Source organism: Streptomyces sp. sk2.1, from assembly GCF_008120935.1.
GTDB lineage: Bacteria > Actinomycetota > Actinomycetes > Streptomycetales > Streptomycetaceae > Streptomyces.
The window spans coordinates 81,806-108,450 of sequence record NZ_RDBO01000084.1 but is presented as its reverse complement, the minus strand read 5'-3'; the positions used below and the strand labels follow the sequence as shown (position 1 = coordinate 108,450).

Below are 26,645 nucleotides of genomic sequence, written 5' to 3'. Positions count from 1 at the left end.
CCGCGGCCGTCGGAGGGATCAGGCCATGGCGCGCGCGGCCATGCGTGCCTTGCGTGCCGCCAGCTTCTCGTCGAACTTCGCGGCCTCGGAGTCCAGACCGCCCATGTACAGGCCCAGCTCCTCCTGCGCCTTCAGGCCCTCGGGGCCGAGGCCGTCGATGTTGAGGACCTTCAGGTAGCGCAGCACGGGCTGGATCACGTCGTCGTGGTGGATGCGCATGTTGTAGATCTCGCCGATCGCCATCTGCGCGGCGGCCCGCTCGAAGCCGGGCATGCCGTGACCGGGCATCCGGAAGTTGACGACGACGTCGCGCACGGCCTGCATCGTCAGGTCGGGGGCGAGCTCGAAGGCCGCGCCGAGGAGGTTGCGGTAGAAGACCATGTGCAGGTTCTCGTCGGTCGCGATGCGCGCCAGCATGCGGTCGCAGACCGGGTCGCCCGACTGGTGGCCGGTGTTGCGGTGCGAGACGCGGGTGGCGAGCTCCTGGAAGGCGACGTACGCCACGGAGTGCAGCATCGAGTGGCGGTTGTCGGACTCGAACCCCTCCGCCATGTGCGCCATCCGGAACTGCTCCAGCTTGTCCGGGTCGACGGCGCGCGAGGTGAGCAGGTAGTCGCGCATCACGATGCCGTGCCTGCCCTCCTCCGCCGTCCAGCGGTGCACCCAGGTGCCCCAGGCGCCGTCACGGCCGAAGAGGGAGGCGATCTCGTGGTGGTAGCTGGGGAGGTTGTCCTCGGTCAGCAGGTTCACCACCAGCGCGATCTTGCCGATGTCGGTGACCTTGGACTGGTCGGCCCGCCACGCCTCGCCGTCCTCGAAGACGCCCGGGAAGTTCCGCCCGTCGGAGAACGGCACGTACTCGTGGGGCATCCAGTCCTTGGCGACCTTGAGATGACGGTTGAGTTCCTTCTCCACCACCTCTTCCAGGGCGTACAGCAGCTGGGCGTCGGTCCACGCCTTCGGACTGCCGAGGTGGGGAGCGGTGATCGTCACGGGGGACTCCTGGGGACGGGAGAATTACCTACGGACACGTAGGTTACGAGACCGTAGGTTAAGGCGGAGGTAAGCCCGGATCCAAGTCCGCCCCCGGAAGCGCCGGTGACGCAGTGCCATGCATGCAGGTCGGTGGGGGTGGTGGCAGCTTCCTGAAGAAGTGTTCAGCAGCCGGTCCGAGGTTTCCCGTGTCCTGATTTATCCGTATATGACGTCCGACAGCTCGGCCGTCGGACGTCACATACGGGTGGGTTCCGCCGGCCCCGGGGGGCTCGGTGTCAGTGGGATCCGCCGAGCAGCTGGGCCAGAGCCCGGTCGAGATCCAGGAACCGGTGCTCGTCGCCGACCGGGACCGTCCTCTGCGCCCGGTCGAGGAAACGGCGCAGCTCGGCCGTGCGCACGTGCACCATCGCGATGCCTTCTTCGGCGTGGAACTCCAGGACCGTGCGCTCGTATCCGAAGGGCCGGATGCGTACGTCCCCGACACCGGCCGCCGCGTCGATGCCCGCGGCCAGCAGCTCGCGGGAGAACTCCCAGGAGACCTCGGTCCCCTCCAGGGTCGCCGGGGCGGGGAACGCCATGCGCACGGCGAACGGATCGCTCGGGTCGTACTGCAGGGTGGCGGGAAGGGTCTCCATCCGCGGTGCGGACGCGACCATGCGGGCCTGCACGGACTGCTCGATGACGGTGGACAAGACCTGCTCCCTTTCTCGGCCGGACGAACAACTGCCGGTACTGATGAAGACGAAGGAACCCCTCTGTCCGTGCACCGGGGGACGGCGTGAGTTGCATCACCGCGAGCCGGCGCACCCGATCGCCTGCCCACTTCGCGGCGGTCCACCCTGGACGGGCCGCGACGGGTGGGCTAGCTTCCAGCGCCATGAGTGTCATGGGGAAGAAGAGACGACTGATGTCATGGGGGCTCTGTGCGGCGGCGCTGACCGCGACACTGGCCACACCGGCGACCGCGGCGACACCGCGGGAGCAGCACCGGCCGGGCGAACGGCCGACCTGGACGCTCACCGACACCGGCACGGACGCCCGTTTCCGCGGTCTCGCCGCCGTCAGCCGCCGCACCGCCTGGGTCGCGGGTTCCAAGGGCACGGTGCTGCGGACCGTGGACGGCGGCCGCACCTGGCGCGACGTGTCACCCGCGGGGGCGGCCGAGGAGGAGCTGGAGTTCCGCGACATCGAGGCGTTCGACGCCCGGCGCGCGGTGGCCCTGGCCATCGGCGAGGGGGAGGCGTCCAGGGTGTTCCGCACGGACGACGGGGGCGCGACCTGGACGGAGTCGTTCCGCAACACCGACGCCCGCGCCTTCTACGACTGCCTCACCTTCTTCGACAGCCGGAACGGGCTCGCGATGAGCGACCCGGTGGACGGGAAGTACCGCATCCTGTCGACCGCGGACGGCGGCCGGAGCTGGCGGGTCCTGCCCACCGAGGGCATGCCGGAGGCGCAGGCCGGTGAGGCCGGGTTCGCCGCCAGCGGCCAGTGCCTGGTCTCGTCGGGGCCCCGTGACGTCTGGCTCGCGACCGGCGGCGCCGCCACCGCGCGGGTGCTGCACTCCTCGGACCGCGGACTGACCTGGACCGCGTCCGTGTCGACGATCCCGGCCGGGGACCCGGCGCGCGGCGTCTTCGGGCTGGCCTTCCGCGACCGCCACCACGGCATCGCGGTCGGCGGCGACTACCGGGCGGGCGAGGCGTCGCCGGACGCCGCGGCGGTGACGGGCGACGCCGGCCGCACCTGGCGCCGGTCCACGACCCCGCCGACCGCCTACCGTTCGGGCGTCGCCTGGCTGCCGCACAGCAGGTCGGCCGCGCTGGCGGTCGGCCCGACGGGCACCGACCTCACCCTGGACGGCGGCCGCACCTGGCGCACGGTCGACACGGGGTCGTACGACACCGTCGACTGCACCCCGGACGGCGGCTGCTGGGCCGCGGGCGAGAAGGGGCGCGTGGCACACGCGGGGCGCCACGGCCACTGATCCGCGCGGGCGGGCCCTCCTTCCGGCGACGCCGTCGCCACCGGACGGAGGGCCCGCCCGGCGCCGCCCGCGGGGCCGAGGCGATCAGCCGGGCAGCTGCTGGCGGTACGGGGCGAGTTCGTCCGAGGTCTTCGTCGCGATGAACTCGGTGACGCGGTACGCGCACACGCCCTCGACCACGAACGGGTCCGCCGAGGTGATCTCCTCGATCCGGGCGCGGTCGTCCCCGACGGCCAGGATCACCCCGCCGTCGCGGGGGTTCTTGCGACCCGACGCGATGAACACCCCGGCCGTGTACTGGGCGTCCAGCCAGGCCACATGGTCCTGGAGCAGCGCGTCGACGCGTTCGACGGGGGCCGTGTAGGTCAGTTCGAGTACAAACATGATCGCCAGGCTACGGGACGGCCCCTGCGGGGCGGGGCGCGTCGTCCGGTCCCCGCGGCCGCCGGGGATTACGGGGCAGTCCTTAGACTCGACCGCATCATGACGACTTTCCCGATGCCCGCCGACGAGGCCGGGGCACGAGCCATCCAGGAAACCCTGCGCGCCAGGATGGTGCTCGACGAACCCGGGCCGCCGCCCGGCACGGGCCGGGTCACCGGGGTCGACGTGGCCTACGACGACGAGCGCGACGTCGTCGTCGCGGCGGCGGTCGTCCTCGACGGGGCGACGTTCGAGGTGCTCGCCGAGACCACCGCCGTCGGCCGGGTCACCTTCCCGTACGTCCCGGGCCTCCTCGCCTTCCGGGAGATACCGACCGTGCTCGCCGCGCTCGAATCCCTGCCGGTCGACCCCGGGCTCGTGGTCTGTGACGGATACGGCCTGGCACACCCGCGCCGCTTCGGCCTCGCCAGCCACCTCGGGGTGCTCACCGGGCTCCCGGCCATCGGCGTCGCCAAGAACCCGTTCACCTTCTCGTACGAGCAGCCGGGGCCGCACCGCGGCGACTGGTCGCCGTTGCTCGACGGCGAGGAGGAGGTGGGCCGGGCCCTGCGCACCCAGGACGGCGTCAAACCCGTCTTCGTCTCCGTCGGACACCGCGTCGGCCTCGACAACGCGTGCGCCCACACCCTGCGGCTGGCCCGGGACTTCCGTCAGCCGGAGACCACCCGCAGGGCCGACGCCCTGTGCCGCAAGGCCCTGCGGGAAGCGACGGGCCGAGTGCCGGTACCGGCTGAGTACGGGGACGGATGATGTTTGTCGGTCCCGACCGGCAGACTGGTACGCATGAACGAACATCGAACACCCATGGGGCCCGGAACCGTCTACCTCGCTCAGCGCCGGGTCGCGGTGGGAATGACGCTCGGCATCGTCGCGGGAGTGGTCTGGGCCGTCTCGATGGTCTGCACGCTGGTGTCCTGGATGCTCTGACCCCCCGAGGACGACCGCTGCCCCTCCCGCCCGGTCACTTGTGCTGGTCCGGACCCTGGGCGTTGAGCAGCGCGCGCCAGGTGTCCTCGTCCCCGACACCCGTCACCGGCAGGTTCCGGGACGCCTGGAACTCCTTCAACGAGCGCATGGTCGACGGGGTGTAGGTACCGGTGCTGTCGGTCGGCACCCCGGCGTGGTGCAGCAGGTACTGCACCGCCGTGATGGCCTCCGGCTCCTTCGTGCCCGAGTCGATCGCCACGATCAGCAACGGCCAGGTGTCCTTCCCGACCTTGCCGTCCGGGGTCAGTCCGTGCGCGGACTGGAACTTCTTCACGGCCTCCGCGGTGGCGGGACCGTAGTCGGCGTCGACCTCCACGTCGTGACCGTGCGCCCGCAGCAGCAGCTGCACCGTACGGGCCTTCCAGAGCACGTTGCCCCTGCGGGCCAGGGGCCAGGCGGTGCCCTCCGACGGACGGTCCGTCACCTCGGCCGTCGTCTTGGCGTCGTCACGGCCCGGGGCCGGCACCGCCCACCACGCCAGACCGCCGAACACCAGCAGGAGCAGCGCCGAGACGGCCAGGGTCGGGAACGCGACGGGGAAGCGGTCCCACCGCCGGCCCCCGGGACCGGAGCCGTCGGCCGGTCCGACGGGGGCGGACGCTTCGGCCACGACCGTTCCCGCCCCGGCCGTCGCGGGCCCGGGGACCTTCCCCGTACCGGAACCGGCGGACGTCGCGGCCTCCTTCGCACCGGCCGCCGCGGGCCCGGGGGTCTTCGCCGTACCGTTCCCCGCCGACGGCGGGCCGGGCGGTTGCGCGACCGCGGTGCGCCTGCGGCCCGGCGCGGCGTCGGCCGCCGCCTCCGCCAGGGCGCACGCCCGGGCCAGGTCGTCGGCCGGGGCCCGCAGCACCGTGTGCAACTGCTCGACGATCCTGCGCGGCGCGTTGGAGGAGTGAGAAGGATTCAGATAGCGCGACAGGGTGGTCTGGTCGATCCCCAGCCGCTTGGCGAGGGACTGCTGGGTGGGTTTCTCGCGGCCGTCGCGCGCCGACGACTCCCACCAGTTCCTCAGTAACTCCGCGAGAGCGCGCCCCGGATGCGGTCCGCGGCCCGCCACAGTGTTGTCCGTCATCGTGCCTTCCCGACTTTCCGTGTGCATAGCCGCAGGTCAACGCCGTGCATCGGGAGCGTGCATAGGCGCATCGACCCGCGGGACGCAGATCGTAGTGAAACCGCCGTCGGGTGCTGCACAGTTGAGGAGCGGCCGGCCCGAGAGCCCCGCGAACCCCACCCCGTTCCCACCCCTTCGAGGGGGTGCTCCTGCCTGCGCATTCGCGGCGGACGGGGACGCCGGGGCTCTTTCGCCCGAGAAACGAGGAGATCTGCGTATGCATCCGACATCACCCGTACGAGTGCGTGTCGCCCTGACCGGCACGGTCGTGGGAGCGGCCCTGGTCGCGCTGGGCGTGATCGCCCCCGCCGTCGAGGCCGCGCCGCCCTCGTCGTACGGGGTCACCGGCGTGGACACCAGCCACCACAACCACGAGCGGAAGGGGAGGAAGGACATCCCGATCGACTGGAAGCGGGTGGCTGCCTCGAACGACTTCGCCTTCCTCAAGGCCACCCAGGGGGTCTCCGGCAAGGACGGCTGGTTCGCCCGGGACCACGCCGCCGTCTCCAGGACCTCGCTGCTGCGTGCCCCGTACCACTTCTTCCACCCCCGGAGCACGACCGACGGCGCGGCCCAGGCCCGGCACTTCGTCTCGACCGTCCGCGCCGCCGGCTACCGGGGCGGCCGGGCGGGCGAACTGCCGCCGGTGCTCGACGTGGAGAAACTGCCCGCCAGGGGCGGCGGGGAGGTCTGCCCGAAGGCGCTGCACGCCCCGCAGGTGCGGGCCTTCCTGAACGAGGTGGAGAAGGAGCTCGGGGTCACCCCGATCGTCTACACCCGGGCGTCCTTCGTGAAGGAGTGCATGGGCGGCAGGGGCGAGGTGTTCGCCGGGTACCCGCTGTGGCTCGCCCGGTACGGCAGCGGATCGGACGAACCGCACCAGGTGCCCGGTGCCGGACGCTCCTGGACCTTCTGGCAGTACACCCAGGACGGAGCCGTGCCGGGCATCGACGGACCGGTCGATCGCGACGTCTTCCGCGGCAGCGCGGCGGAGCTGCGGGCGATGGCCGGGGGCGGTGCTCCGCGACCGGCCCACGACTTCCCGGTGCTGCGCTCCGGACAGCGCGGGGACGAGGTGGCCACCGCGCAACTGCTGCTGGCCGCCAAGGGGCACCGGGTCGCGGCGGACGGCGACTTCGGCCCCGCGACGGTCGCCGCGGTCAAGAAGTTCCAGCAGGGCGCGGGGCTGAAGGCCGACGGCGTGATCGGTGAACGCACCTGGCGGGCGCTCGCGCCGGAGCTTTCCTCCGGCGACCGGGGCAGGGCCGTCGAGGCGGCCCAGCGCCGGCTGGCGGCCCATGGGCACAAGGGCGCCACGGACGGGGTCTACGGCAGCGGGACCGCCGCGAACGTCCGGGCCTTCCAGAAGAAGGTCGCGCTCCCCGCCGACGGTGTCGTCGGCGCCCGCACCTGGGCGGCCCTGCTCTCCCGCCCGTGAGGCCCGCGCCCGGCACCGCACACGCCCCGCCCCGGACCGCCCGCGTCCCCCATCGGCTCACCCGCACCACCGGGCGGGCCAACCGCACCACCATCACCACTCACACCGAGGAGTCACCCATGTCCACCACGCCCACGTTCTCCGTCCCCGCCCTTCCCCGTCGCACCGCCGCCCGGCTCGTCGCCGGAATCGTCGCCGTCGCCGCGCTGACCGGCCCCGCGGCCTCCCTCGCGACCGCGGGCGAGGTCCCGGCGGCCCGGACCGCCGCCGGGCTCCGGACCGCCGCCGCGGCGGCCGACTGGCCGACCCTGCGGGCGGGCGGCAAGGGCACCTCCGTCACCGCCCTCCAGCACCTGCTGAACTCACGGGGACAGTCGCTGACGGTCGACGGCTCCTTCGGCCCGGCCACGACGGCCGCGGTGAAGGCGTTCCAGAAGGCGAACCGCCTCGCCGCGGACGGCGTCGTGGGGGCCGGTACCTGGTCCCGGCTGGTCGCCACCCTGCGCGACGGCGCGAAGGGACCGGCCGTGAAGGCCGCGCAGACCCTGCTGAAGGCGCGCGGCCAGGCGGTGGCCGTCGACGGGGCGTTCACCGCCGCGGTGACGGCGAAGGTCAAGGCGTTCCAGAAGTCGGCCGGTCTCACCGCCGACGGCGTCGTCGGCGCCCGCACCTGGGCGGCGCTGCTGAACGGCACCCCGTCCGGCGGCGACAGGGCGGCACTGGCCAAGCAGATCCTGGCCCGGAAGCAGATCGTCCTGGCCACCGTCCACCCGGGCGGCAAGCACGCCGGCTCGACCGCCCGGCAGAACATCGTCGACACGGCGAACGGCAGGGGAGCGCTCACCAGCCCGTGGGGCGACAAGCCCAATCGGCGGGTCGCTCTCGACCCGCGGATGCTGAACGGCCTGCTGAAGCTGCGCACCCAGTACGGCTACCGGATCTCCGTCTCCGAGATCGTCGGCGGCGACCACAGCGGCAACTCCAGGCACTACGCCGGAATCGCCTTCGACATCACGCACATCAACGGCCGGCACGTCGGCAGCGGTGCCCCGCACAAGCAGTTCATGGCGGCCTGCAAGAAGCTCGGCGCGCCGGAGGTCCTCGGGCCGGGCGACGCCGGACACGGCCGTCACGTGCACTGCGGCTGGTCCCGCTGACCCCGGCCGCACGACCCGCGAACGGTGTCCGGCCGCCCCGTCGGGGGTGGCCGGACACCGGCATGCGTACGGGACGGGCTCCCTCGGAGCGGCGGGCAGGAGTCCGCGGTGGTGAACGGCGCGGGTCCGCGCGGGGGCCGTGGCGGTGAACGGCCGGGCGGGGATCGTGGGGGAGGATCCCGGAGGGAAGTACTAAGCGCTTGCTCGGCCCAAGGGGTTGTGCGGAGCGCGGCGCATTCTTAGCATCATCGATGTTACATCAGTTGTGTCATACCGCTGGGGGCTTGATGGCAACGACAGGGCACGGCTCGCACGGTCCGTTGGCAGGGGTGCGGGTGGTCGAGCTGGCCGGCATCGGCCCCGGCCCGTTCGCCGCGATGCTCCTGGCCGACCTCGGCGCCGACGTCGTCCGGGTCGACCGGCCCGGGGGAGCGGGGCTCGGCATCGACCCCGCGTACGACCTCACCAACCGCAACAAGCGCTCCGTGCTCGTCGACCTCAAGGCCGAGGGCGGCGCCGACCGGGTGCTCGACCTGGCCGAACGCGCCGACATCCTGATCGAGGGATACCGACCGGGCGTCGCCGAACGCCTCGGCGTCGGCCCCGAGGCCGCGCTGGCCCGCAACCCGCGGCTCGTGTACGGGCGGATGACCGGCTGGGGCCAGGACGGGCCCCTCGCCGAACGGGCCGGGCACGACGTCTCCTACATCGCCCTCTCCGGCACGCTCTCCATGATCGGCAGGACCGGCGAGCCGCCCACCCTCCCGGCCAATCTCGTCGGCGACTACGCGGGCGGCTCGCTCTACCTCGTCGTCGGAGTCCTCGCCGCCCTCCAGCACGCCCGCACCCCCGGCGGCCGGGGCCAGGTCGTGGACGCGGCGATCGTCGACGGCGCCGCCCACCTCGCGACGATGATCCACGGCATGCTGGCGGCCGGCGGCTGGCAGGACCGGCGCGGCTCCAATCTCCTGGACGGCGGCTGCCCGTTCTACGGTTCGTACGAGACCGCCGACGGCCAGTACATGGCGGTCGGGCCGCTGGAGCAGCGGTTCTACGACGAGTTCGTCGAACTCCTCGGGATCGGGGACGAGCTCCCGGACCGGGGGGACATCGCCCGCTGGGAGGAACTGCGCACGGCCGTCGCCGACCGGTTCAGGACCCGGACGCGCGAGCAGTGGACCGAGGTGTTCGAGGGAACGGACGCCTGCGTCGCCCCCGTGCTCTCGCTCCGCGAGGCACCCCACCACCCGCACCTCGCCGCCCGCGCCACCTTCGTCGAGCACGGAGCGCTTGTTGCGGTTGGTGAGGTCGTACGCGGGGTCGATGCCGAGCCCCGCTCCCCCTTCAAGTTCAAGAACCGGCCCAGGAGGACCCCAGTGCAGCGGCAGATCTTCACCGAGGAGCACGAAGCGTTCCGCGAGACCGTGCGCACCTTTCTCGACAAGGAGGTCCTCCCGCACTACGAGCAGTGGGAGAAGGACGGCATCGTCTCGCGCGGGGCGTGGCTCGCGGCCGGCCGGCAGGGTCTGCTCGGCCTCGCGGTGCCCGAGGAGTACGGGGGCGGCGGCAACACCGACTTCCGCTACAGCGCCGTCCTCGCCGAGGAGTTCACCCGGGCCGGCACCCCCGGACTCGCGCTCGGCCTGCACAACGACATCATCGGCCCCTATCTCACCGGGCTCGGCACCGACGAGCAGAAGCGGCGCTGGCTGCCCGGATTCTGCAGCGGCGAGACCATCACCGCCATTGCCATGACCGAACCCGGCGCGGGCTCCGACCTCCAGGGCATCCGCACCACCGCCGAGGACAGGGGCGACCACTGGCTGCTCAACGGCTCCAAGACCTTCATCTCCAACGGCATCCTCGCCGACCTGGTGATCGTGGTGGCCAGGACCACCCCCGAGGGCGGCGCCAAGGGGCTGTCGCTGATCGTCGTCGAACGCGGCGCGGAGGGCTTCGAGCGCGGCCGCAACCTCGACAAGATCGGCCAGAAGTCCCAGGACACCGCCGAACTGTTCTTCAACGACGTCCGGGTCCCCAAGGAGAACCTGCTCGGTGAACGGGACGGCGCCTTCATCCACCTCATGACCAACCTGGCACAGGAACGGATGGGCATAGCGGTCGCCGGGATCGCCGCGGCCGAACACCTGCTGGAGATCACCACGCGGTACGTCAAGGAGCGCGAGGCCTTCGGCCGGCCGCTCGCCAAGCTCCAGCACGTCCGGTTCGAGATCGCCGAGATGGCCACCGAGTGCGCCGTCACCCGCACCTTCCTGGACCGCTGCATCGTCGACCACTCCGACGGCACCCTCGACGCCGTGCACGCCTCGATGGCCAAGTGGTGGGCCACCGAACTGCAGAAGCGCGTCGCCGACCGCTGCCTCCAACTGCACGGCGGATACGGGTACATGGCGGAGTACCCGATCGCCAGGGCCTTCACCGACGGCCGCATCCAGACCATCTACGGCGGCACGACCGAGATCATGAAGGAGATCATCGGCCGTTCGCTGCTCGCCTGACCCACCCTCTTCGCACAACACCCCCGAAAGGCTGCTGACTTGAGCACCGAAGCGTACGTCTACGACGCGATCCGCACCCCGCGCGGTCGCGGCAAGGCCAACGGCGCCCTGCACGGCACCAAGCCGATCGATCTGGTCGTCGGCCTCATCCACGAGATCCGCAGCCGCTTCCCGGGGCTGGACCCGGCGGCCATCGACGACATCGTCCTCGGCGTGGTCAGCCCGCTCGGCGACCAGGGCTCCGACATCGCCCGGATCGCCGCCATCGCGGCCGGTCTCCCCGACACCGTCGCCGGCGTCCAGGAGAACCGCTTCTGTGCCTCCGGCCTGGAAGCCGTCAACCTGGCCGCGGCCAAGGTCCGTTCGGGCTGGGAGGACCTCGTCCTCGCGGGCGGCGTCGAGTCGATGTCCCGTGTCCCGATGGGCTCCGACGGCGGCGCCTGGGCGATGGACCCGATGACCAACTTCGAGACCGGCTTCGCCCCGCAGGGCGTCGGCGCCGACCTCATCGCCACCATCGAGGGCTTCTCCCGCCGCGACGTCGACGAGTTCGCCGCGCTCTCCCAGGAGCGCGCCGCCGAGGCGTGGAAGGAGGGCCGCTTCGCCCGCTCCGTGGTTCCCGTCAAGGACCGCAACGGCCTCGTCGTCCTCGACCACGACGAGCACATGCGCCCCGGCACCACCGCCGACTCGCTCGCCGCGCTCAAGCCGTCCTTCGCCACGATCGGCGAGATGGGCGGCTTCGACGCGGTGGCGCTGCAGAAGTACCACTGGGTCGAGAAGATCGACCACGTCCACCACGCGGGCAACTCCTCCGGCATCGTCGACGGCGCCGCTCTCGTCGCCATCGGCAACAAGGAGATCGGCGAGCGCCACGGGCTCACCCCGCGCGCCCGGATCGTCTCCGCGGCCGTCTCCGGCTCCGAGCCCACCATCATGCTCACCGGCCCCGCGCCCGCCACCCGCAAGGCCCTCGCCAAGGCCGGGCTGACCATCGACGACATCGACCTCGTCGAGATCAACGAGGCGTTCGCCGGTGTTGTCCTCCGCTTCGCCAGGGACATGGGACTCTCCCTCGACAAGATCAACGTCAACGGCGGCGCCATCGCGCTCGGCCACCCGCTCGGCGCCACCGGCGCGATGATCATCGGCACCCTCATCGACGAACTGGAGCGCCGTGACCAGCGATACGGCCTCGCCACCCTCTGCGTGGGCGGCGGCATGGGCATCGCCACCGTCATCGAGCGCGTCTGACCGTCCCCCCGCCTACGGAGAAGAAGAACAATGACCGAGAGCACGACCATCCGCTGGGAACAGGACGAGACCGGCGTCGTCACCCTCGTACTCGACGACCCCGACCAGTCCGCCAACACGATGAACCAGGCCTTCAAGGACTCCATCGCGGCCGTCGCCGACCGCGCCGAGGCCGAGAAGGACTCCATCCGCGGCATCATCTACACCTCCGCCAAGAAGACCTTCTTCGCGGGCGGCGACCTCAAGGACATGATCAGGATCGGTCCGGAGAACGCGCAGCTCGCGTTCGACACCGGCACCGCCATCAAGAACTCGCTGCGCCGCATCGAGACCCTCGGCAAGCCCGTCGTCGCCGCCATCAACGGCGCGGCGCTCGGCGGCGGTTACGAGATCGCGCTCGCCGCCCACCACCGGATCGCCCTCGACGCCCCCGGTTCCCGGATCGGCCTGCCCGAGGTCACGCTCGGCCTGCTGCCCGCGGGCGGCGGCGTCACCCGCACCGTCCGCCTCATGGGCATCGCCGACGCACTGCTGAAGGTCCTCCTCCAGGGCACCCAGTACACCCCGCGCCGCGCCCAGGAGAACGGCCTGGTCCACGAGGTCGTGGCCACCCGGGAGGAGATGCTCGAAAAGGCCCGCGCCTTCATCGACGCCAACCCCGAGTCCCGGCAGCCCTGGGACGTCAAGGGCTACCGGATCCCCGGCGGCACCCCGTCCAACCCGAAGTTCGCCGCGAACCTGCCCGCCTTCCCGTCCAACCTGAAGAAGCAGATCGCGGGCGCCCCGATGCCCGCGCCCCGCAACATCCTGGCCGCCGCCGTCGAGGGCTCCCAGGTCGACTTCGAGACCGCGCTGACCATCGAGGCCCGCTACTTCACCGAGCTGGTCACCGGTCAGGTCGCGAAGAACATGATCCAGGCGTTTTTCTTCGACCTCCAGGCCGTCAACTCCGGCGCCAGCCGCCCCAAGGGCATCGAGGAGCGCCAGGTCACCAAGGTCGCCGTGCTCGGCGCCGGGATGATGGGCGCGGGCATCGCCTACTCCTGCGCACGGGCCGGCATCGAGGTCGTCCTCAAGGACGTCTCCGAGGAGGCCGCGGCCAAGGGCAAGGCGTACAGCGAGAAGCTGCTCGCCAAGGCGCTCTCCCGGGGCCGTACGACCGAGGTGAAGCGCGACGAGCTGCTGGCCCGCATCACCCCGACCGCCGACCCGGCCGACCTGGCGGGCTGCGACGCCGTCATCGAGGCCGTCTTCGAGGACACCGCGCTCAAGCACAAGGTGTTCCAGGAGATCCAGGACGTCATCGAACCGGACGCGCTGCTCTGCTCCAACACCTCGACCCTGCCCATCACCGTCCTCGCCGAGGGCGTCGAGCGCCCCGCCGACTTCATCGGGCTGCACTTCTTCTCGCCGGTCGACAAGATGCCGCTCGTCGAGATCATCAAGGGCGAGAAGACCGGCGACGAGGCCCTGGCCCGCGCCTTCGACCTGGTCCGCCGGATCAGGAAGACCCCGATCGTCGTCAACGACTCGCGCGGCTTCTTCACCTCCCGCGTCATCGGCCAGTTCATCAACGAGGGTGTCGCCATGGTCGGCGAGGGCGTGGAGCCCGCGTCGGTCGAGCAGGCCGCGGCCCAGTCCGGCTACCCGGCCAAGGTGCTCTCCCTGATGGACGAGCTGACCCTCACCCTGCCCCGCAAGATCCGCAACGAGACCCGCAAGGCCGTGGAGGAGGCCGGCGGCAGCTGGCCCGGACACCCGGCGGACGAGGTCATCGACCGGATGGTCGACGAGTTCGGCCGGACCGGACGCAGCGGCGGCGCGGGCTTCTACGAGTACGACGAGAACGGCGGCCGCACCCGCCTCTGGCCCGGCCTGCGCGAGCACTTCGCGAAGCCGGACACGGACGTCCCCTTCGAGGACATGAAGGAACGGATGCTGTTCTCCGAGGCGCTGGACAGCGTCCGCTGCCTGGAGGAGAACGTCCTGACCTCCGTCGCGGACGCCAACATCGGCTCCATCATGGGCATCGGCTTCCCGCCGTGGACGGGCGGCGTGCTCCAGTACATCAACGGGTACGAGGGCGGCCTGCCCGGCTTCGTGGCCCGCGCCCGGCAACTCGCGGAGCGCTACGGCGACCGCTTCCTGCCGCCCGCGCTGCTCGTGGAGAAGGCCGAGAAGGGCGAGACCTTCCACGACTGACGGCCCGGTCCGCGGCGGCCGGCACCCCGCACGGGGCACCGGCCGCCACGGCTCACTCCGCGGTGAACGCGGCCCGCAGCTCCTCCTTCAACGACCGCTGGAACGCGGTCACCAGCGCCTGGATCACCATCGGCTGCATGTGGGCCGACAGCGACTTCATCGCCGCCACGTGCTCCGGGTCCGATTCCCGCTCCCGGTACGGCCCCCACACCTCGTCCCGGAACAGCCGGGTCAGCTCCTGGGCGGCGGACCGGGAGTGCTCCAGCAGGACCGTGCGGGCGGCCAGGATCGTCTCGTGGGCGATCGGCACCCCGAGCAGCTCGACCCCGAGCCGCAGCAGTCCCGGGTCCACCCGGTGGCGGCCGTCGACCGGCTCCGCCCGCTCCAGCACCCCCATCGCGGCCAGCCGCGCGATGTCCTGCCCGCTCAGCGTCCGGCCCGCGCGCCGCTCCAGCTCCGCCCGCGTCACGTCCTCCGCCGTGTCCGGTGCCCAGGACGCGACCAGCGCGCGGTGGATCGCCAGGTCGTGCGCGCTCAGGTCCGGCGGCAGCTGCTCCAGGTAGCGCTCGATCGCCGCCAGCGTCATGCCCTGGTGCTGGAGCTCCTCGATGAGCGCGAGCCGGGACAGGTGCTCGGGCCCGTAGTGCCCGACCCGCCGCGGCCCGATCACCGGGGGCGGCAGCAGCCCCCGGGTGCTGTAGAAGCGCACGGTGCGTACGGTGACACCGGCACGCGCCGCAAGCTCGTCGACGGTGAGCGTCGGCTCCTCGGTCCCGGTCGCCATGTCTGCTCCTCGCGTCCCGACCCGGCGGCGGACTGCCGCGTCTGCGTCCATCAGGTGCAACAGTATTGCTGTCTCACCACTGTTGTGAAAGTGCCTCGACCGCGGCACCGGCCGGGCCGGCCGGTGCGGAGGCGGGGGCGGTGGCCACGACCATGATCCCGGTTGTCGGTGGTGACACCTACCCTGAAGTCATGCGGGAGATCACATACGTACAGGGAGACGCCACCGCTCCGCAGGGCAAGGGCGTCAAGATCATCGTGCACGTCTGCAACGACCTGGGGGGCTGGGGCAAGGGCTTCGTCCTGGCCCTCTCGCGCCGCTGGCCCGAGCCGGAGGCGGCGTACCGCCGCTGGCACCGGGAGCGCGCGGACAACGACTTCGGCCTCGGCGCGGTGCAGTTCGTCCAGGTGGGCCCATATGTGTGGGTGGCCAACATGGTGGGCCAGCGCGGGATGCGCACCGGCAGCAAGGGGGTCCCGGTCCGCTACGAGGCGATCGACACGGGGCTGGGCGCGGTGGCCGACCGGGCGGTCGAGCTGGGCGCCTCGGTCCACATGCCGCGGATCGGGTGCGGCCTGGCCGGCGGGAAGTGGTCCCGGGTGGAGCCGCTGATAGCGGACCGGCTGCTGAGCCGGGACATACCGGTCACGGTGTACGACTTCGACTGAGCGCCGGACCGGCCCCGGGGCGCGTACGGAGCGGTCGGGGCCGGTCGCGGTGTGCGACCGGCCCCGACGGCGGGAATCACGGATGTCCGGGTGTGCCGCGGCTCAGACCGGTTCGGGCTGTGGTTCCGGCTGCCGTACCGGTACGGGCTTCGGGTCCCACTGCCTGGTGGTCCGTACGTAGCCGTAGATCACCGAGCACATCGCCAGGACGAGGAGCGGCCCGAACAGCCACGGGTACCCGGCCATCTCCATCGGCAGGTAGCGGTACGACACCAGCATCGCGGTGAAGACCGCCACGCCGTAGGCGACCAGCTGGATTCCCGACCGGTCCCAGCCGCGTGCGAGCGAGCGCAGCGCCGCCTCGATGGTGAGGGTGAACACCACGCCGGCGACGAGGTCCGCGCCGTAGTGGTACCCGAACCCCAGCGTCGCGCCGAGCGTGGCGATCAGCCAGAACGTGCCCGCGGCGCGCAGGAACCGCGGGCTCCTGCGGGTGTGGAGGAAGATCGCGGTGGCCCACGCCGTGTGCAGGCTGGGCATGCAGTTGCGCGGGGTGATCTCGTCGAACGGCATGTGCTGCGGGGTGCTGAGCGCCGGCAGCGTGTCCGGCCACAGGTCGGCCGTCGCCCACTGCCCGCCGTCGGCGCCGTAGGCGAAGATCGGTCCGACCACCGGGAAGATCATGTAGATGCCCGGTCCGAGCAGGCCGATCACCAGGAAGGTGCGCACCAGGTGGTGGCTCGGGAAGCGGCGTTCGGTCGCCACGTTGCGCAGCTGGTACAGCGAGGCGATGACCGCGGCCACCGCGAGCTGGACGTAGACGTAGTCGAGGAGATGGGTGCCGATCGGGCCGGTGGCCTCGACGATCCGGCCCACCAGCCACGACGGGTTGCCCAGCGCGTGATCGGCGGTCGCCACGTACTGGTCGAGCACCATCGGGCGGGTCTTCGACGTGATGAGCAGCCAGGTGTCGCCGGTCTTGCGGCCGGTCACCAGCAGCAGCCCCAGCCCCACGCCCTTCAGCAGCAGGGTGCGTTCATTGCCCGTGCGGCGGGTGATGGCGATGACCGCGCAGCCCAGGATCACCCACAGCGCGCCGCTGCCGAAGGGATGGCCCTCGTCGAGGGGCACCAGGGCGTCGAACGCCCACCGCACCAGGAAGATGACGAGGTCGATGCCGAGCGCGGTGCCGAGGGCGATGAACCGCTGCCGCCAGGTGAGCACCACCATCATCAACGCCATGCTGGCGTACAGCAGGAAGCCGGATTTGGGGGCGAATATCACCTCCCGCGCCTGGTTGACGATCGGCCCCGGCAAGTCGTAATGACGCGCGGCTATTTCCAGCGCGATCAGGAATCCGAGGGTCGTCACACCCGCCGCGGCCCACAGCATCACCCGTGGTCGACGCAGTTCGGCGAACGGAATTATGCGGTTTATTCGCGAAAACACCCGCGATGCTATAGGTATCAATTGTTTGGCCGATTTGTTAGGTGTGGGCGGACTCGGGCGCTTTTCGTGACGGCTGGCATGGTTTTCCGGCGAAGGGCAGGGGTGAGGCGATCGTCGTGAGTTCGAACATGCTAACGGAGGGGGTGCGGGGGGCTTTCGCTGGTCACGGCCGACGGCGTCCGCCGGATAATCTGACCGCTGTCGGTGGACGGCGGGCGGAAAAGGGGTGGGCCGGATGCTGGACGGCAGGACGGTGCGCGAGGCGCCCGACCGTCGTGGCGCGGCTGCCGCGCGGGGTGTTCGAAGGGCCGTGGGCGGCGAAGGCGCGAGCGGTGACCCGCGGGATTCGCGCGGCGCGTCCCGGACCCGGCGGAACGGAGCCTGAGCACTGCACCCCGATCACCGGCCGCAGGAGCCGATCGACGCGTCGTTGCTGACCCTGCTCGGCCTCGGCGCGGAGGAGGACGCGGTCTACCGCCTGCTCGTGGACCGTCCCGACAGCGAACCGGGCGCTTTCGCGGGCCCGTTGAGCGGTCCCGAGGTCGCGCGGGCCCTCGAATCGCTCGTCGAGCGCGGACTCGCCAGTGCCGCACGGCCGGACGGCGACGGCGTCGTCCGCTACCGGGCCGCCTCGCCCGTCCTCGCGCTCGGCCCCCTCCTGGAGTCCCGGAGGGCGGCGCTGCACCGGGTCGAGTCACTCGTCGGCGACCTCACCGAACGTCACCGCTCCGCGCAGAGCCATGCCTCGGGCGCCCCGGTGGAGGTGCTGTCCGGCCCGGCGGCGATCCGGCGCCGCCTGCTGACGATGCAGCGGCAGGCCAGGGACGAGGTGTGCACCATGGTCCCGACCAGACGCGTGGCCCCGGTGCTCTCCTTCGCGGACAACCACGCGGAGGTGGACTCCGAGATGACGCGCCGCGGTGTGACCGTGCGCAGCGTCGTCGAACGCGAATGGCTGGAACGGCCGGAGACCGCGGCCGTGCTGACCTCCTGCGTCTCCCAGGGCCAGCACATCTCCGTCACGGACCGGCTGCCCATCAAGCTCGTCATCGTGGACCGCCGCATCGCGCTGCTGCCCCTGGACCCGGAGCGCGAGACCGAACCGGTGGCGCTCGTGGTCCACAGGACCGGGCTGCTCACCGCCCTCGGCTCGCTCTTCGACCTGCACTTCGAGAGGGGATGGCGGCTGAACGCCTCGGGCACCGTGGAGCGGGACGAGTCCCCGGTCGCGGCGGTCGACCGGGAGATCGTCGCCCTGCTGCACGTCGGCCTGACGGACGCCGCCATCGCCCGCCAGCTGGGCATGGGCCACCGCACCGTGCAGCGGCGGCTGCACGCCCTGATGGACGAGGTGGGCGCCGCGACCCGCTTCCAGCTCGGCTGGTATGCGGCCCGCGCGGGATGGCTGGACGGGGAGAACGGCAACTCGGTTCCACCGAGGCGCCCCTGAGGCGTATTTACGCCACGGCACGTTCGCGCCAGCGCCATCTCTTGTTGGCGGAACCCCGCGTACCGAAACATCGACCCCGTCAACCGAAAGGGACGCTCGCGTTCCACGGACAGCTGTGTGATGGGGAGGGCTCTGTGAGGAGAACGAGTATCCGGCGGATGCTGGCGACGGGTGTGGTCGCCGCCGCCACGGGATCGGCACTGCTGACCGCGCCGGCCTGGGCGAACGACGAACCCGCGCCCGCCACCACCGCGCCGGCCGGCGCGGTGCCGGTGGCCCCCGCGATGACCCGGGGGCTGGACGACTCGGCCCGCGAAGGCACCCCCGCCCAGGCCGCCCGCGCCCACCTCAAGGCGCACGAGGACACGTACAAGGTCCCCGCCTCCGACCTGAGCACGGTGCGGACCACCAAGGACGGCAAGCAGTCCTCGGTGCGCTTCCGGCAGAAGCACGACGGCGTCCCGGTCTTCGGCGCCGAGTACGCGGTGCAGACCGAGGCGGCCGACGGCGGCCAGCGGATCACCTCCGCGACCGGCACGCTCTACACGGCCCTCACGGTCTCCACCACGCCGAAGGTGAGCGAGGCCACCGCGAAGCGGCGGATGTTCGCGCTCGACCGCGGCCTGTCCGGCGTACGGGACGCGCGGACCGAGGCGCACGGCCTGTCCGTGCTGCCCGATGCCCAGGGGGGCAGGCTGGCCTGGCACTTCACCGTCACCGGCGGCAGGACGAACGGCGGCCCGGTGCGCCAGGAGGTGTATGTCGACGCACGGGTGGGCGGCATCGCGCTCTCGTACAACAACATCGACGCGGCCGACGCGTCGCCCGCACAGGGGACGGGCGTACGGGTCGACGGCACCGAGGCGGAGCTGGACGTCAACAAGGAGGCGGACGGCTCGTACACGCTGGTCGACTCCACGCGCGCCATGTACCCGGCCACCGGCGGCCAGATCCGCACGTACGACGCGCAGCGCAAGCAGTACACGGACGTCGCGGGCGGGCCGGTCACCGACGACATCCCGCTGAGCACCTCGGCGAGCGACCGCTTCGACGGCGCCAACACCTCGTCGGGCGCGGTCGACGCCCACCTCAACGCGGCGAAGGTCTACGAGTACTACAAGGAGCAGATCGGCCGGGACGGCATCGACGGCAAGGGCGGCACGATCCACTCCGTCGTCAACGTCGCCTCCAACGGCAAGGACTACGCCAACGCCTTCTGGGACGGCTCCAAGATGGTCTACGGCCACATGGACGGCGTGCCGCTGTCCGTCGGCCTGGACGTCGTCGGCCACGAGATGACGCACGGCGTCACCGAGCACTCCGCCGGGCTCGTCTACCTCAACCAGTCGGGCGCGCTCAACGAGGCGATATCCGACTACTTCGGCAACGCCATGGAGACCGCCGACAAGGGCGTCGCGATGAGCGACCCCACGTCCGGCCTCGTCGGGGAGTACCTCTGCAACGGCACCAAGCCGCTGGAGGAGTGCGCCCTGCGCGACCTGAACGACGGGCGCGACGCGCAGAAGGACTACCAGCCCATCACGCTCGACATCGACAACGGCGGGGTCCACTACAACTCCACCATCGTCGGCGGCGCGCTGTGGGACATGCGCAAGAACCTCGACAGCAAGCTCGCCGACCGGATCGTCTACCGGTCCGCGCAGAACTACCTCACCCCGCTGTCCGGCTTCACCGACATGCGCAACGCGGTCACCCTCGCCGCCAAGTCCCTGAACGTCTCGGCCGCCGAACTCGCCGCCATCGACAAGGCCTTCGACGACCACGGCATCGAGACCGGCTGGGAGAAGAAGAGCGGCACGCACGACGGCACCACCATCGGCGCCGACGTCCTGCCCGCGTACGAGGTGTACAGCGGGGTCGACGAGCAGGCCGCGCAGATCAACGGCGACGTCTACGCGATCGGCCACGGCGACGCCATCGCCTGGGACCGGGGCAGCGCCGCCTTCGGCATCACCGTGGGCCGCTTCGGCAAGAAGCCGACGCACGAGCTGGCCCAGCAGGACGCCTACCTGCTCGACCCGTCCCTGGACGACGACCGCATCGTCTTCACCCGGATCACCGCCGACGGCATCGGTATCTACCGGGCCGGTTCCAAGGGCCAGGGAGCGATCAAGAAGCTGGTCGACCGCCCCGACGCCGACGAGACCGAGCCGGTGACCGAGAACGGCGCGCTCGCCTACATCAGCACCACCGCCGACGGCGAGCAGGACGTCATGCTCCGCAAGGCCGACGGCACCACCGTCGATGTGACCCCCGAGGCCGGTACCAGGGCCGCCCGCCTCGCAATGAAGAACGGCCGGATCGCCTGGGCCGGCGGCGACGGCACGTACGTGTACGTCCACGACATCGCGACGGGCACCACCCAGGTCAAGCGCATCGCAGGATTCATCTTCGACTACGTCTCGGACATCCAGCTCACCTCCGACCGCGTCTTCTGGCGCGAGACGGGCGGCTTCCTGATCCCGGGCTCGAAGTTCATGTCCGCCCCGCTGGACGACCTGTCGAAGGCGGCCAAGCTGCGCTACCCGTCGAGCGTGTACGGCGCCCAGTTCTCGGTCAACGACGAGTACTTCGCCTACTCCACGTACGACCTCTGGGGCGCCCTCGGCTCCTGGAGCGGCCCCGGCAAGGTGAAGGTCTCCAGGACCGCCGACGTGCTCGCCGGTCTCGACGACTACACCCGGGTCTCCTGCTCCTCCGGCGCCCAGCTGGCCCCGTCGCTCGGTGACGGGCAGCGCATCGCCTGGCTGGACACCACCGCCGCGGCCACCGACGTGGTGACCCGCGCGACGTTCGCCGGTACCTGCGAGTAGTCCCGCACCGCACCGGCAACGAGGGGCGCGCACCGGASTCCGGTGCGCGCCCCGCCGCCCGTTCCGCCCGGGGTGCGAGGGCCCCGTGCACACCCGTCCCGGACCGATCGCATACTGGACCACAGGGGACGGGACGAGGACCCCGTCCCACCGGCCCCCGGGAGCACCGCATGAGCAGCGAAGCAGCACAGGGCGATCGGGACACGAGGGGCGTACGGGGCGAGAACCCCGCGCCGCCCCCGCCCGGCGGCGTCCTGTGGAGCCTGTCCGGCGACGTCCGGGCCCTGCTGATGCTGCCCGCCGCCCTCACCCTCCAGGTCGCCCACCCGGCGGTCGGCGCGGGCGTCGACGAGCACTCCGTCTTCCGCACCGACCCCTGGGGACGCGGCGAGCGCTCCCTGCGCTCGCTCCAGCTCTGGGTGTACGGGGGCGAGGCGGCGGCCGAGGAGGGGCGCAGACTGCGCGTCCTGCACCGCACCATCCAGGGCACCGACGCCCGGGGCCGCCGCTACCACGCGCTGTCGCCCGCGAACTACGCGTGGGTGCACGCCACGGGCTTCCCCGTCTACCGGCACGGCGCCCGCTACCTGCTTCGCCCGCTCACCGGGGCACAGGAGCGGGCCCTCTACCGGGAGTGGCTCCAGGTCGGCAGGATCCTCGGCATCCACGACCGGGACATGCCGCAGACGATCGAGGAGTTCTGGCCGTACTACCGCAAGGTGCTCGCCGACGAGATCGGGACGAACGCCGTCGTCGAGGAACTGGTCGCCACCGACCGGCCGGTACCGCCGCCGGACCGCGGCCCGCTGTCGGTCAGGCTGCTGCTGCGGGCGCTGTGGCCGGTGCTGTGGCCACCGCTGGCCCGGTTCCGCCGCTTCGTCACCGTCGGACTGATGCCGCCGGACGCCCGGGAGGCGATCGGACTGGAATGGACGGACGCGCAGGAGCGGAGCCTGCGACGGTGGTGCGCGGTGGTGCGGCACGTCGTGCCGGTGCTCCCCGAGCGGCTGCGCTACCTGCCGTACGCCCGCCGGGCGCGGGCGGCACACCGCGAGGCCGTCCGGCGCGGCGGACTCAGGCGGAGCCCCGGCGCACCAGCTCGGTCGGCGTGATCACCGGTTCCTGCTCCCCGTCCCCGGCCCTGTCGTCGAGGTGCCGCATCAGCATCCGCACCATCAACCGGCCCATCCCCTCCACGTCCTGACGGACCGTCGTCAACGGTGGATCGGTGGTCGTGGCGATCGACGCCATGTCGTCGAAGCCGACCAGGGCCACGTCCCCGGGCACGTCGAGCCCGCGTTCGCGCAGCACCCGCAGGGCGCCCGATGCCATCAGGTCGTTGGCGGCGAAGACCGCGTCCGGGACGGGCCGGCGATCCAGCAGCTCCGCCATCGCCCGCGCGCCGCCCTCGACGGTGAAGTCGCCGTCCGCGAGCAGTTCCGGCGCTCCGTCGGGCAGTGCGTCGCGGTAGCCGTCGACCCGGTCGAGGGCCGAGGTCTGGTCGCGCGGCCCGGCGATGTGCGCGATCCGCCGTCGGCCCAGGGAGACGAGATGGCGCACGGCCTCGGCCGCGCCGCCGCGGTTGTCGCAGTCCACGTACGGGACGGCCGCTTCGCGGGAGGCGTCCGGCGGGCCGGGGCGGCCCCCGTAGACCGTGGGCACCCGGAACCGGCGGATGACCGCCGGGAGTTCGTCGTCCGTGTGCAGTGAGAAGGCCAGCACACCGTCCACATGGCCCCCCGCCAGATAACGGGCGACCCGGTCGAAGTCGCCGCTGCCCTCCACCAGGAGCAGCACCAACTGGGAGTCGTGCAGGGACAGTTCGCGGCTTATGCCGCGGAGTTGCCGGTAGAAGAACGGATCGGAGAAGATCCGGGACTCCGGCTCGTCGATGATCACGGCGACCGCCCCGTTGCGCCGGGTGACCAGGGTCCGGGCGGCGTGGTTGGGCACGTAGCCCAGCTCCTCGACCGCCTTGCGCACCTGCTCCACCAACGGTTTGCGCACCCCCGCACCGCCGTTCACCACCCGGGAGACCGTCGCCCGGGAGACCCCGGCACGGGCCGCCACGGCCTCCAGGGTGGGGCGGGCGTCGCGAGGGGAACCATGGGACGGGCCGGGCAAGGGACGCTCCTCGTACGCGCGGGATCGGGCCGGAGACGGCCGCGGCCGGCTGGACCGCACCGGCCCCACCAGCCTATCCGGCGGGTCCGCCCCGCCATCGGGCGCCGTCGCCCCGTTCCGGAGAACCGGGCGACGGCGCCGGAAGCGGACCCGTGCGGCGGTCAGCGGTGGTCGTGGATCGTGTTCGTCGCCGCGATCTTCTTCCACGAGGCGGGCCGCTCCGGGGCGTTCAGCGCGTGCGCGCCGGCCGCGGCCGGGGCCTGCGGGCGCGTCGGCTGGAACAGCCAGGTGTCGAAGAAGCCGGCGAGCGGCTTGCCCGAGACCCGCTCCGCGTACGCCACGAAGTCGCCCACGCTCGCGTTCCCGTACGCGTGCTCGGCCGGCCAGCCCTTCAGCAGCTCGAAGAAGGTGTCGTCGCCGACCTCGTTGCGCAGCGCCTGGAGCGCCAGCGCACCCCGGTCGTAGACGGCCGCGGCGAACTGGTCGTCCGGGCCCGGGTCGCCCGGCTTCACGGTCCAGAACGGGTCGTCGGCCGGGTGCTGGGCGTAGGTGTAGTCCGCGAGCTCCTGCGCGGTGCCCTCGCCCTCCTTCTCCGACCACAGCCACTGGCTGTAGCGGGCGAAGCCCTCGTTGATCCAGATGTCCTTCCAGCCCTTGACCGAGACGCTGTCGCCGTACCACTGGTGTGCCAGTTCGTGGACGACGACCGAGACGTTCGACCCGTTCGCGAACTGCTTCGGGCTGTAGAACGGTCTGGTCTGGGTCTCCAGCGCGAACCCGCTCTTCACATTCGGCGCGTAACCGCCGAGCGCGTCGAAGGGGTACGGCCCGAAGACCTCCGTCAGCCACTCGGCGACCTCGGCGGTCCGCTCGATGCTGGCGCGGGCCGCCCCGTCGTTGGCGCCGAGGTCCTTGCTGTACGCGTTGACGACCGGCAGCCCGTCCGCCGTGGTGTCCGTGGTGATGTCGAACTTCCCGACCGCCAGCGTCGTCAGGTACGTGGCCTGCGGCTTGCCGGAGCGCCAGTTGAAGCGGGTCCAGCCGAGCTTCGAACTCTGCGACTGGAGCGTGCCGTTGCTGATGGCCTGGACGCCGTCGGGGACGGAGACCGAGATGTCGTACGTCGCCTTGTCCAGCGGGTGGTCGTTGCTCGGGTACCACCAGGCGGCCGACTCCGGTTCCTGGGCGGCCACCGCGCCGTCCGGGGTGCGCACCCAGGACGTCCAGCCGTTGATCTTCACCTCGGAGGGCCTGCCCGCGTACCGCACGACCACCGAGACGGTCCGGCCCTTCGCCAACGGGGCCGCCGGGGTGATCTCCAGTTCCTGCTCGCCGTTCTTCACATGGCCGGCCTTCCTGCCGTTCACCCGCACCTCGGAGACGTCCAGCCCGAGGTCCAGGTTGAAGCGGGAGAGTTCCTGGGTGGTCGTGGCGAGGATCGTCGCCGTGCCCTCCAGCAGGTCGGTCGCGGGCTGGTACTTCAGCCGCAGGTCGTAGTGCGACACGTCGTAGCCGCCGTTGCCGCTCGCCGGATAGTAGGGGTCGCCGATGCCCGGGGCGCCCACGGTGTCCTCGGCGGCCGAGGCCGGGATCGCCAGCAGGAGGGAGACCGCGAGTGCGCTCGGGACGATGAATCTGCGGTGCACGAATGCTCCAAGTCGTCGGGGCGAATGATCTTTCGAACCGTCAGGCCGACACTACGCAGCGACTGCCGTACTGGTCGTGTCCACGACGGTCGCTGTCACACGATCGCCATGGGGCCGCCACGACGGCAAGAGGCTTTCGCATCATGATCACGCCGGATCCGCCGATGGGGGCACCCTCGGTCCCGCGGGAGAGCGCCCCCTGTCGCGCGGGAGCCGCCCGGGGTACCTTCCGCCCATGCCGACGCGCGCGGGACACCCGCCCACGAACGCCCGTATCCCCTCCGCTTGCCGCAACGCGCTGCTGGCGCTGGCGGCCGCCGTACTGGCCGTGCCCCTGGTCCCCGCRCCGGCCGGAGCGGCGACCGTCCCGCCCCGCACCGGCTTCGAGGCCGGCGGCGGGGCCCGCTGGACCGGACTGGCGGAGGAGCAGTCCTTCCTGGCCGCCGTCGACCGGGGCAGCGACCGGGTCCGCGTCGACCGGATCGGCACGACGGAGCAGGGCCGCCCGCTCCGACTGGTCCGGATCGGCGACCGGCGGGCCACCGGCACGGTGCTGCTGATCTGCAGCCAGCACGGCGACGAACCGGCCGGCCGCGAGGCATGCCTGACCACCGTCCGCGACCTGGCGTACGCCCGGGACCCGGCGACCCGCGCCTTCCTCTCCCGCACGAACGTCCTCGTCGTCCCCACCGCCAACCCGGACGGGCGCGCCGCCGGCACCCGCGGCAATTCCGACGGCGTCGACATCAACCGTGACCACCTCGCGCTGCGGACCGCCGAGGCCCGTGCCGTCGCGGCGGTCGTCCGGGACCGGAGGCCCGACGTCATCCACGACCTGCACGAGTACGGCGCCACCCCGCCGTACTACGACAAGGACCTGTTCGTCCTGTGGCCCCGCAACCTCAACGTCTCCGCCGGGGTGCACGGCGAGTCGCGGACCCTGGCCGACCGTTACGTACGGCCCGCCGCCGCGGAGGCCGGATACGGCAGCGGCGTCTACGGCATCTGGACCGACCCGGTCACCGGGGACCCGGTCAAGCAGACCGCGGGCGACGGACAGGAACGCATCCTGCGCAACACCTCCGGGCTCAAGCACGCCGTCGGCATCCTCGTCGAATCCCGCGTCGACGCGCTGAGCGACGCCGAGAAGAACGACCCCGCGCTCAACCGGCGACGCCGTGTCGACTCCCAACTCGCCGCGCTCGACGGACTGTTCGAGTTCGCCGACGGGCGCCGCGGCAGGATCGGGGCCGCCACCGCCGCGTCCCGCGCGCAGGGCCTCCGGGACCGGGGGCCGGTGTACCTCGGCGGCGCCGACAACCAGGCGCCCGAACCGGACCGCGTCCTCCGGGACCCGCCGTGCGGATACCGGCTCACCCGGGAGCAGTTCGACGAGGTCGGGGACGAACTCGCGCTGCACGGCGTCGCCTCCCGGCGCGACGGTGACGGAGCGTACGTACCGATGCGGCAGTCGGCCCGCGGTCTGATCCCCCTCCTCCTGGACGGGAGGGCGACATATCACCTCACAAACGGTCAAGTCGATACCGCTTGTTGATCCCATGAGATGAGCGCCGCGTGTGGTACTGCCTACGGAG

General features: G+C 71.8%; 21 protein-coding genes and 1 pseudogene. 14 read left to right on the top strand and 8 right to left on the bottom strand.

What is annotated here, in order from left to right; all coding sequences use genetic code 11:
- Positions 1-18: 18 nt before the first annotated feature.
- Together EAO76_RS38740 and EAO76_RS38735 are read right to left on the bottom strand one after the other, a co-directional pair.
- Positions 19-993, bottom strand: coding sequence for an acyl-ACP desaturase (locus tag EAO76_RS38740; protein WP_148840941.1), 975 nt, complete (start codon positions 991-993; stop codon positions 19-21).
- A gap of 278 nt (positions 994-1,271) precedes the next feature.
- On the bottom strand, positions 1,272-1,688 hold the full coding sequence (locus tag EAO76_RS38735; RefSeq protein ID WP_148840940.1) for an SsgA family sporulation/cell division regulator: 417 nt from the start codon (positions 1,686-1,688) through the stop codon (positions 1,272-1,274).
- A 185-nt stretch (positions 1,689-1,873) separates the two neighbouring features.
- Here EAO76_RS38735 and EAO76_RS38730 point away from each other — a divergent pair, with 185 nt between their 5' ends.
- Complete coding sequence (locus tag EAO76_RS38730; RefSeq protein WP_187438960.1) at positions 1,874-2,983, top strand: YCF48-related protein; 1,110 nt, start codon at positions 1,874-1,876, stop codon at positions 2,981-2,983.
- 84 nt (positions 2,984-3,067) lie between these two features.
- Here EAO76_RS38730 and EAO76_RS38725 read toward each other — a convergent pair whose 3' ends face one another.
- Entirely contained in the window at positions 3,068-3,367 is a 300-nt protein-coding gene (locus EAO76_RS38725) for a YciI family protein (protein WP_148840939.1), read from the bottom strand.
- Positions 3,368-3,466: 99 nt separating this feature from the next.
- Here EAO76_RS38725 and EAO76_RS38720 point away from each other — a divergent pair, with 99 nt between their 5' ends.
- Positions 3,467-4,177 (top strand): endonuclease V, encoded by a 711-nt coding sequence (locus tag EAO76_RS38720; RefSeq protein ID WP_262376130.1) that lies wholly within the window; start codon positions 3,467-3,469, stop codon positions 4,175-4,177.
- Positions 4,178-4,210: 33 nt separating this feature from the next.
- Complete coding sequence (mmpA, locus tag EAO76_RS44990) at positions 4,211-4,354, top strand: morphogenic membrane protein MmpA (RefSeq protein ID WP_187438959.1); 144 nt, start codon at positions 4,211-4,213, stop codon at positions 4,352-4,354.
- A gap of 34 nt (positions 4,355-4,388) precedes the next feature.
- Here mmpA and EAO76_RS38715 read toward each other — a convergent pair whose 3' ends face one another.
- Positions 4,389-5,486: a peptidoglycan-binding protein gene (locus EAO76_RS38715; protein WP_187438958.1), complete on the bottom strand. Its 1,098-nt coding sequence runs from the start codon at positions 5,484-5,486 to the stop codon at positions 4,389-4,391.
- A 256-nt stretch (positions 5,487-5,742) separates the two neighbouring features.
- Here EAO76_RS38715 and EAO76_RS38710 point away from each other — a divergent pair, with 256 nt between their 5' ends.
- The 6 genes and pseudogenes from EAO76_RS38710 to EAO76_RS38685 all read left to right on the top strand — a co-directional run bounded on the left by EAO76_RS38710 (position 5,743) and on the right by EAO76_RS38685 (position 14,095).
- Entirely contained in the window at positions 5,743-6,963 is a 1,221-nt protein-coding gene (locus EAO76_RS38710) for a GH25 family lysozyme (protein ID WP_148840937.1), read from the top strand.
- 119 nt (positions 6,964-7,082) lie between these two features.
- Entirely contained in the window at positions 7,083-8,120 is a 1,038-nt protein-coding gene (locus EAO76_RS38705; RefSeq protein WP_148840936.1) for a peptidoglycan-binding protein, read from the top strand.
- 287 nt (positions 8,121-8,407) lie between these two features.
- Positions 8,408-9,494 (top strand): annotated as a pseudogene (locus tag EAO76_RS38700) (CaiB/BaiF CoA transferase family protein); the annotation flags it as partial.
- A 2-nt stretch (positions 9,495-9,496) separates the two neighbouring features.
- A complete protein-coding gene (locus EAO76_RS38695) occupies positions 9,497-10,639 on the top strand; it encodes an acyl-CoA dehydrogenase family protein (protein WP_148840935.1) in 1,143 nt (380 codons plus the stop codon).
- 39 nt (positions 10,640-10,678) lie between these two features.
- On the top strand, positions 10,679-11,893 hold the full coding sequence (locus tag EAO76_RS38690; RefSeq protein ID WP_148840934.1) for an acetyl-CoA C-acetyltransferase: 1,215 nt from the start codon (positions 10,679-10,681) through the stop codon (positions 11,891-11,893).
- 30 nt (positions 11,894-11,923) lie between these two features.
- Positions 11,924-14,095, top strand: coding sequence for a 3-hydroxyacyl-CoA dehydrogenase NAD-binding domain-containing protein (locus EAO76_RS38685; RefSeq protein ID WP_148840933.1), 2,172 nt, complete (start codon positions 11,924-11,926; stop codon positions 14,093-14,095).
- A gap of 52 nt (positions 14,096-14,147) precedes the next feature.
- Here the strand turns inward: EAO76_RS38685 and EAO76_RS38680 are convergent, their stop codons facing one another.
- Positions 14,148-14,879: a MerR family transcriptional regulator gene (locus tag EAO76_RS38680; protein WP_148840932.1), complete on the bottom strand. Its 732-nt coding sequence runs from the start codon at positions 14,877-14,879 to the stop codon at positions 14,148-14,150.
- 191 nt (positions 14,880-15,070) lie between these two features.
- On the opposite strand from EAO76_RS38680, the gene EAO76_RS38675 reads away from it, so the two are divergent.
- Positions 15,071-15,547, top strand: a complete 477-nt coding sequence (locus tag EAO76_RS38675; protein WP_148840931.1) for a macro domain-containing protein — start codon at positions 15,071-15,073, stop codon at positions 15,545-15,547.
- Positions 15,548-15,649: 102 nt separating this feature from the next.
- Here EAO76_RS38675 and EAO76_RS38670 read toward each other — a convergent pair whose 3' ends face one another.
- Positions 15,650-16,939, bottom strand: coding sequence for a phosphatase PAP2 family protein (locus EAO76_RS38670; protein ID WP_148840965.1), 1,290 nt, complete (start codon positions 16,937-16,939; stop codon positions 15,650-15,652).
- A gap of 487 nt (positions 16,940-17,426) precedes the next feature.
- On the opposite strand from EAO76_RS38670, the gene EAO76_RS38665 reads away from it, so the two are divergent.
- The 3 genes from EAO76_RS38665 to EAO76_RS38655 all read left to right on the top strand — a co-directional run bounded on the left by EAO76_RS38665 (position 17,427) and on the right by EAO76_RS38655 (position 22,392).
- Positions 17,427-18,446: a hypothetical protein gene (locus EAO76_RS38665; protein WP_148840930.1), complete on the top strand. Its 1,020-nt coding sequence runs from the start codon at positions 17,427-17,429 to the stop codon at positions 18,444-18,446.
- Positions 18,447-18,580: 134 nt separating this feature from the next.
- Positions 18,581-21,280, top strand: coding sequence for a M4 family metallopeptidase (locus EAO76_RS38660; protein WP_187438957.1), 2,700 nt, complete (start codon positions 18,581-18,583; stop codon positions 21,278-21,280).
- A 170-nt stretch (positions 21,281-21,450) separates the two neighbouring features.
- Positions 21,451-22,392, top strand: a complete 942-nt coding sequence (locus EAO76_RS38655; RefSeq protein ID WP_148840928.1) for an oxygenase MpaB family protein — start codon at positions 21,451-21,453, stop codon at positions 22,390-22,392.
- On the opposite strand, the gene EAO76_RS38650 is transcribed toward EAO76_RS38655, so the two are convergent.
- Together EAO76_RS38650 and EAO76_RS38645 are read right to left on the bottom strand one after the other, a co-directional pair.
- Complete coding sequence (locus EAO76_RS38650; RefSeq protein ID WP_148840927.1) at positions 22,355-23,404, bottom strand: LacI family DNA-binding transcriptional regulator; 1,050 nt, start codon at positions 23,402-23,404, stop codon at positions 22,355-22,357. The genes EAO76_RS38655 and EAO76_RS38650 overlap by 38 nt on opposite strands.
- A 161-nt stretch (positions 23,405-23,565) precedes the next feature.
- Entirely contained in the window at positions 23,566-25,050 is a 1,485-nt protein-coding gene (locus EAO76_RS38645) for a M1 family metallopeptidase (RefSeq protein ID WP_148840926.1), read from the bottom strand.
- Positions 25,051-25,285: 235 nt separating this feature from the next.
- On the opposite strand from EAO76_RS38645, the gene EAO76_RS38640 reads away from it, so the two are divergent.
- Entirely contained in the window at positions 25,286-26,605 is a 1,320-nt protein-coding gene (locus EAO76_RS38640) for a M14 family metallocarboxypeptidase (RefSeq protein WP_148840925.1), read from the top strand.
- The last annotated feature ends 40 nt before the right edge of the window (positions 26,606-26,645 follow it).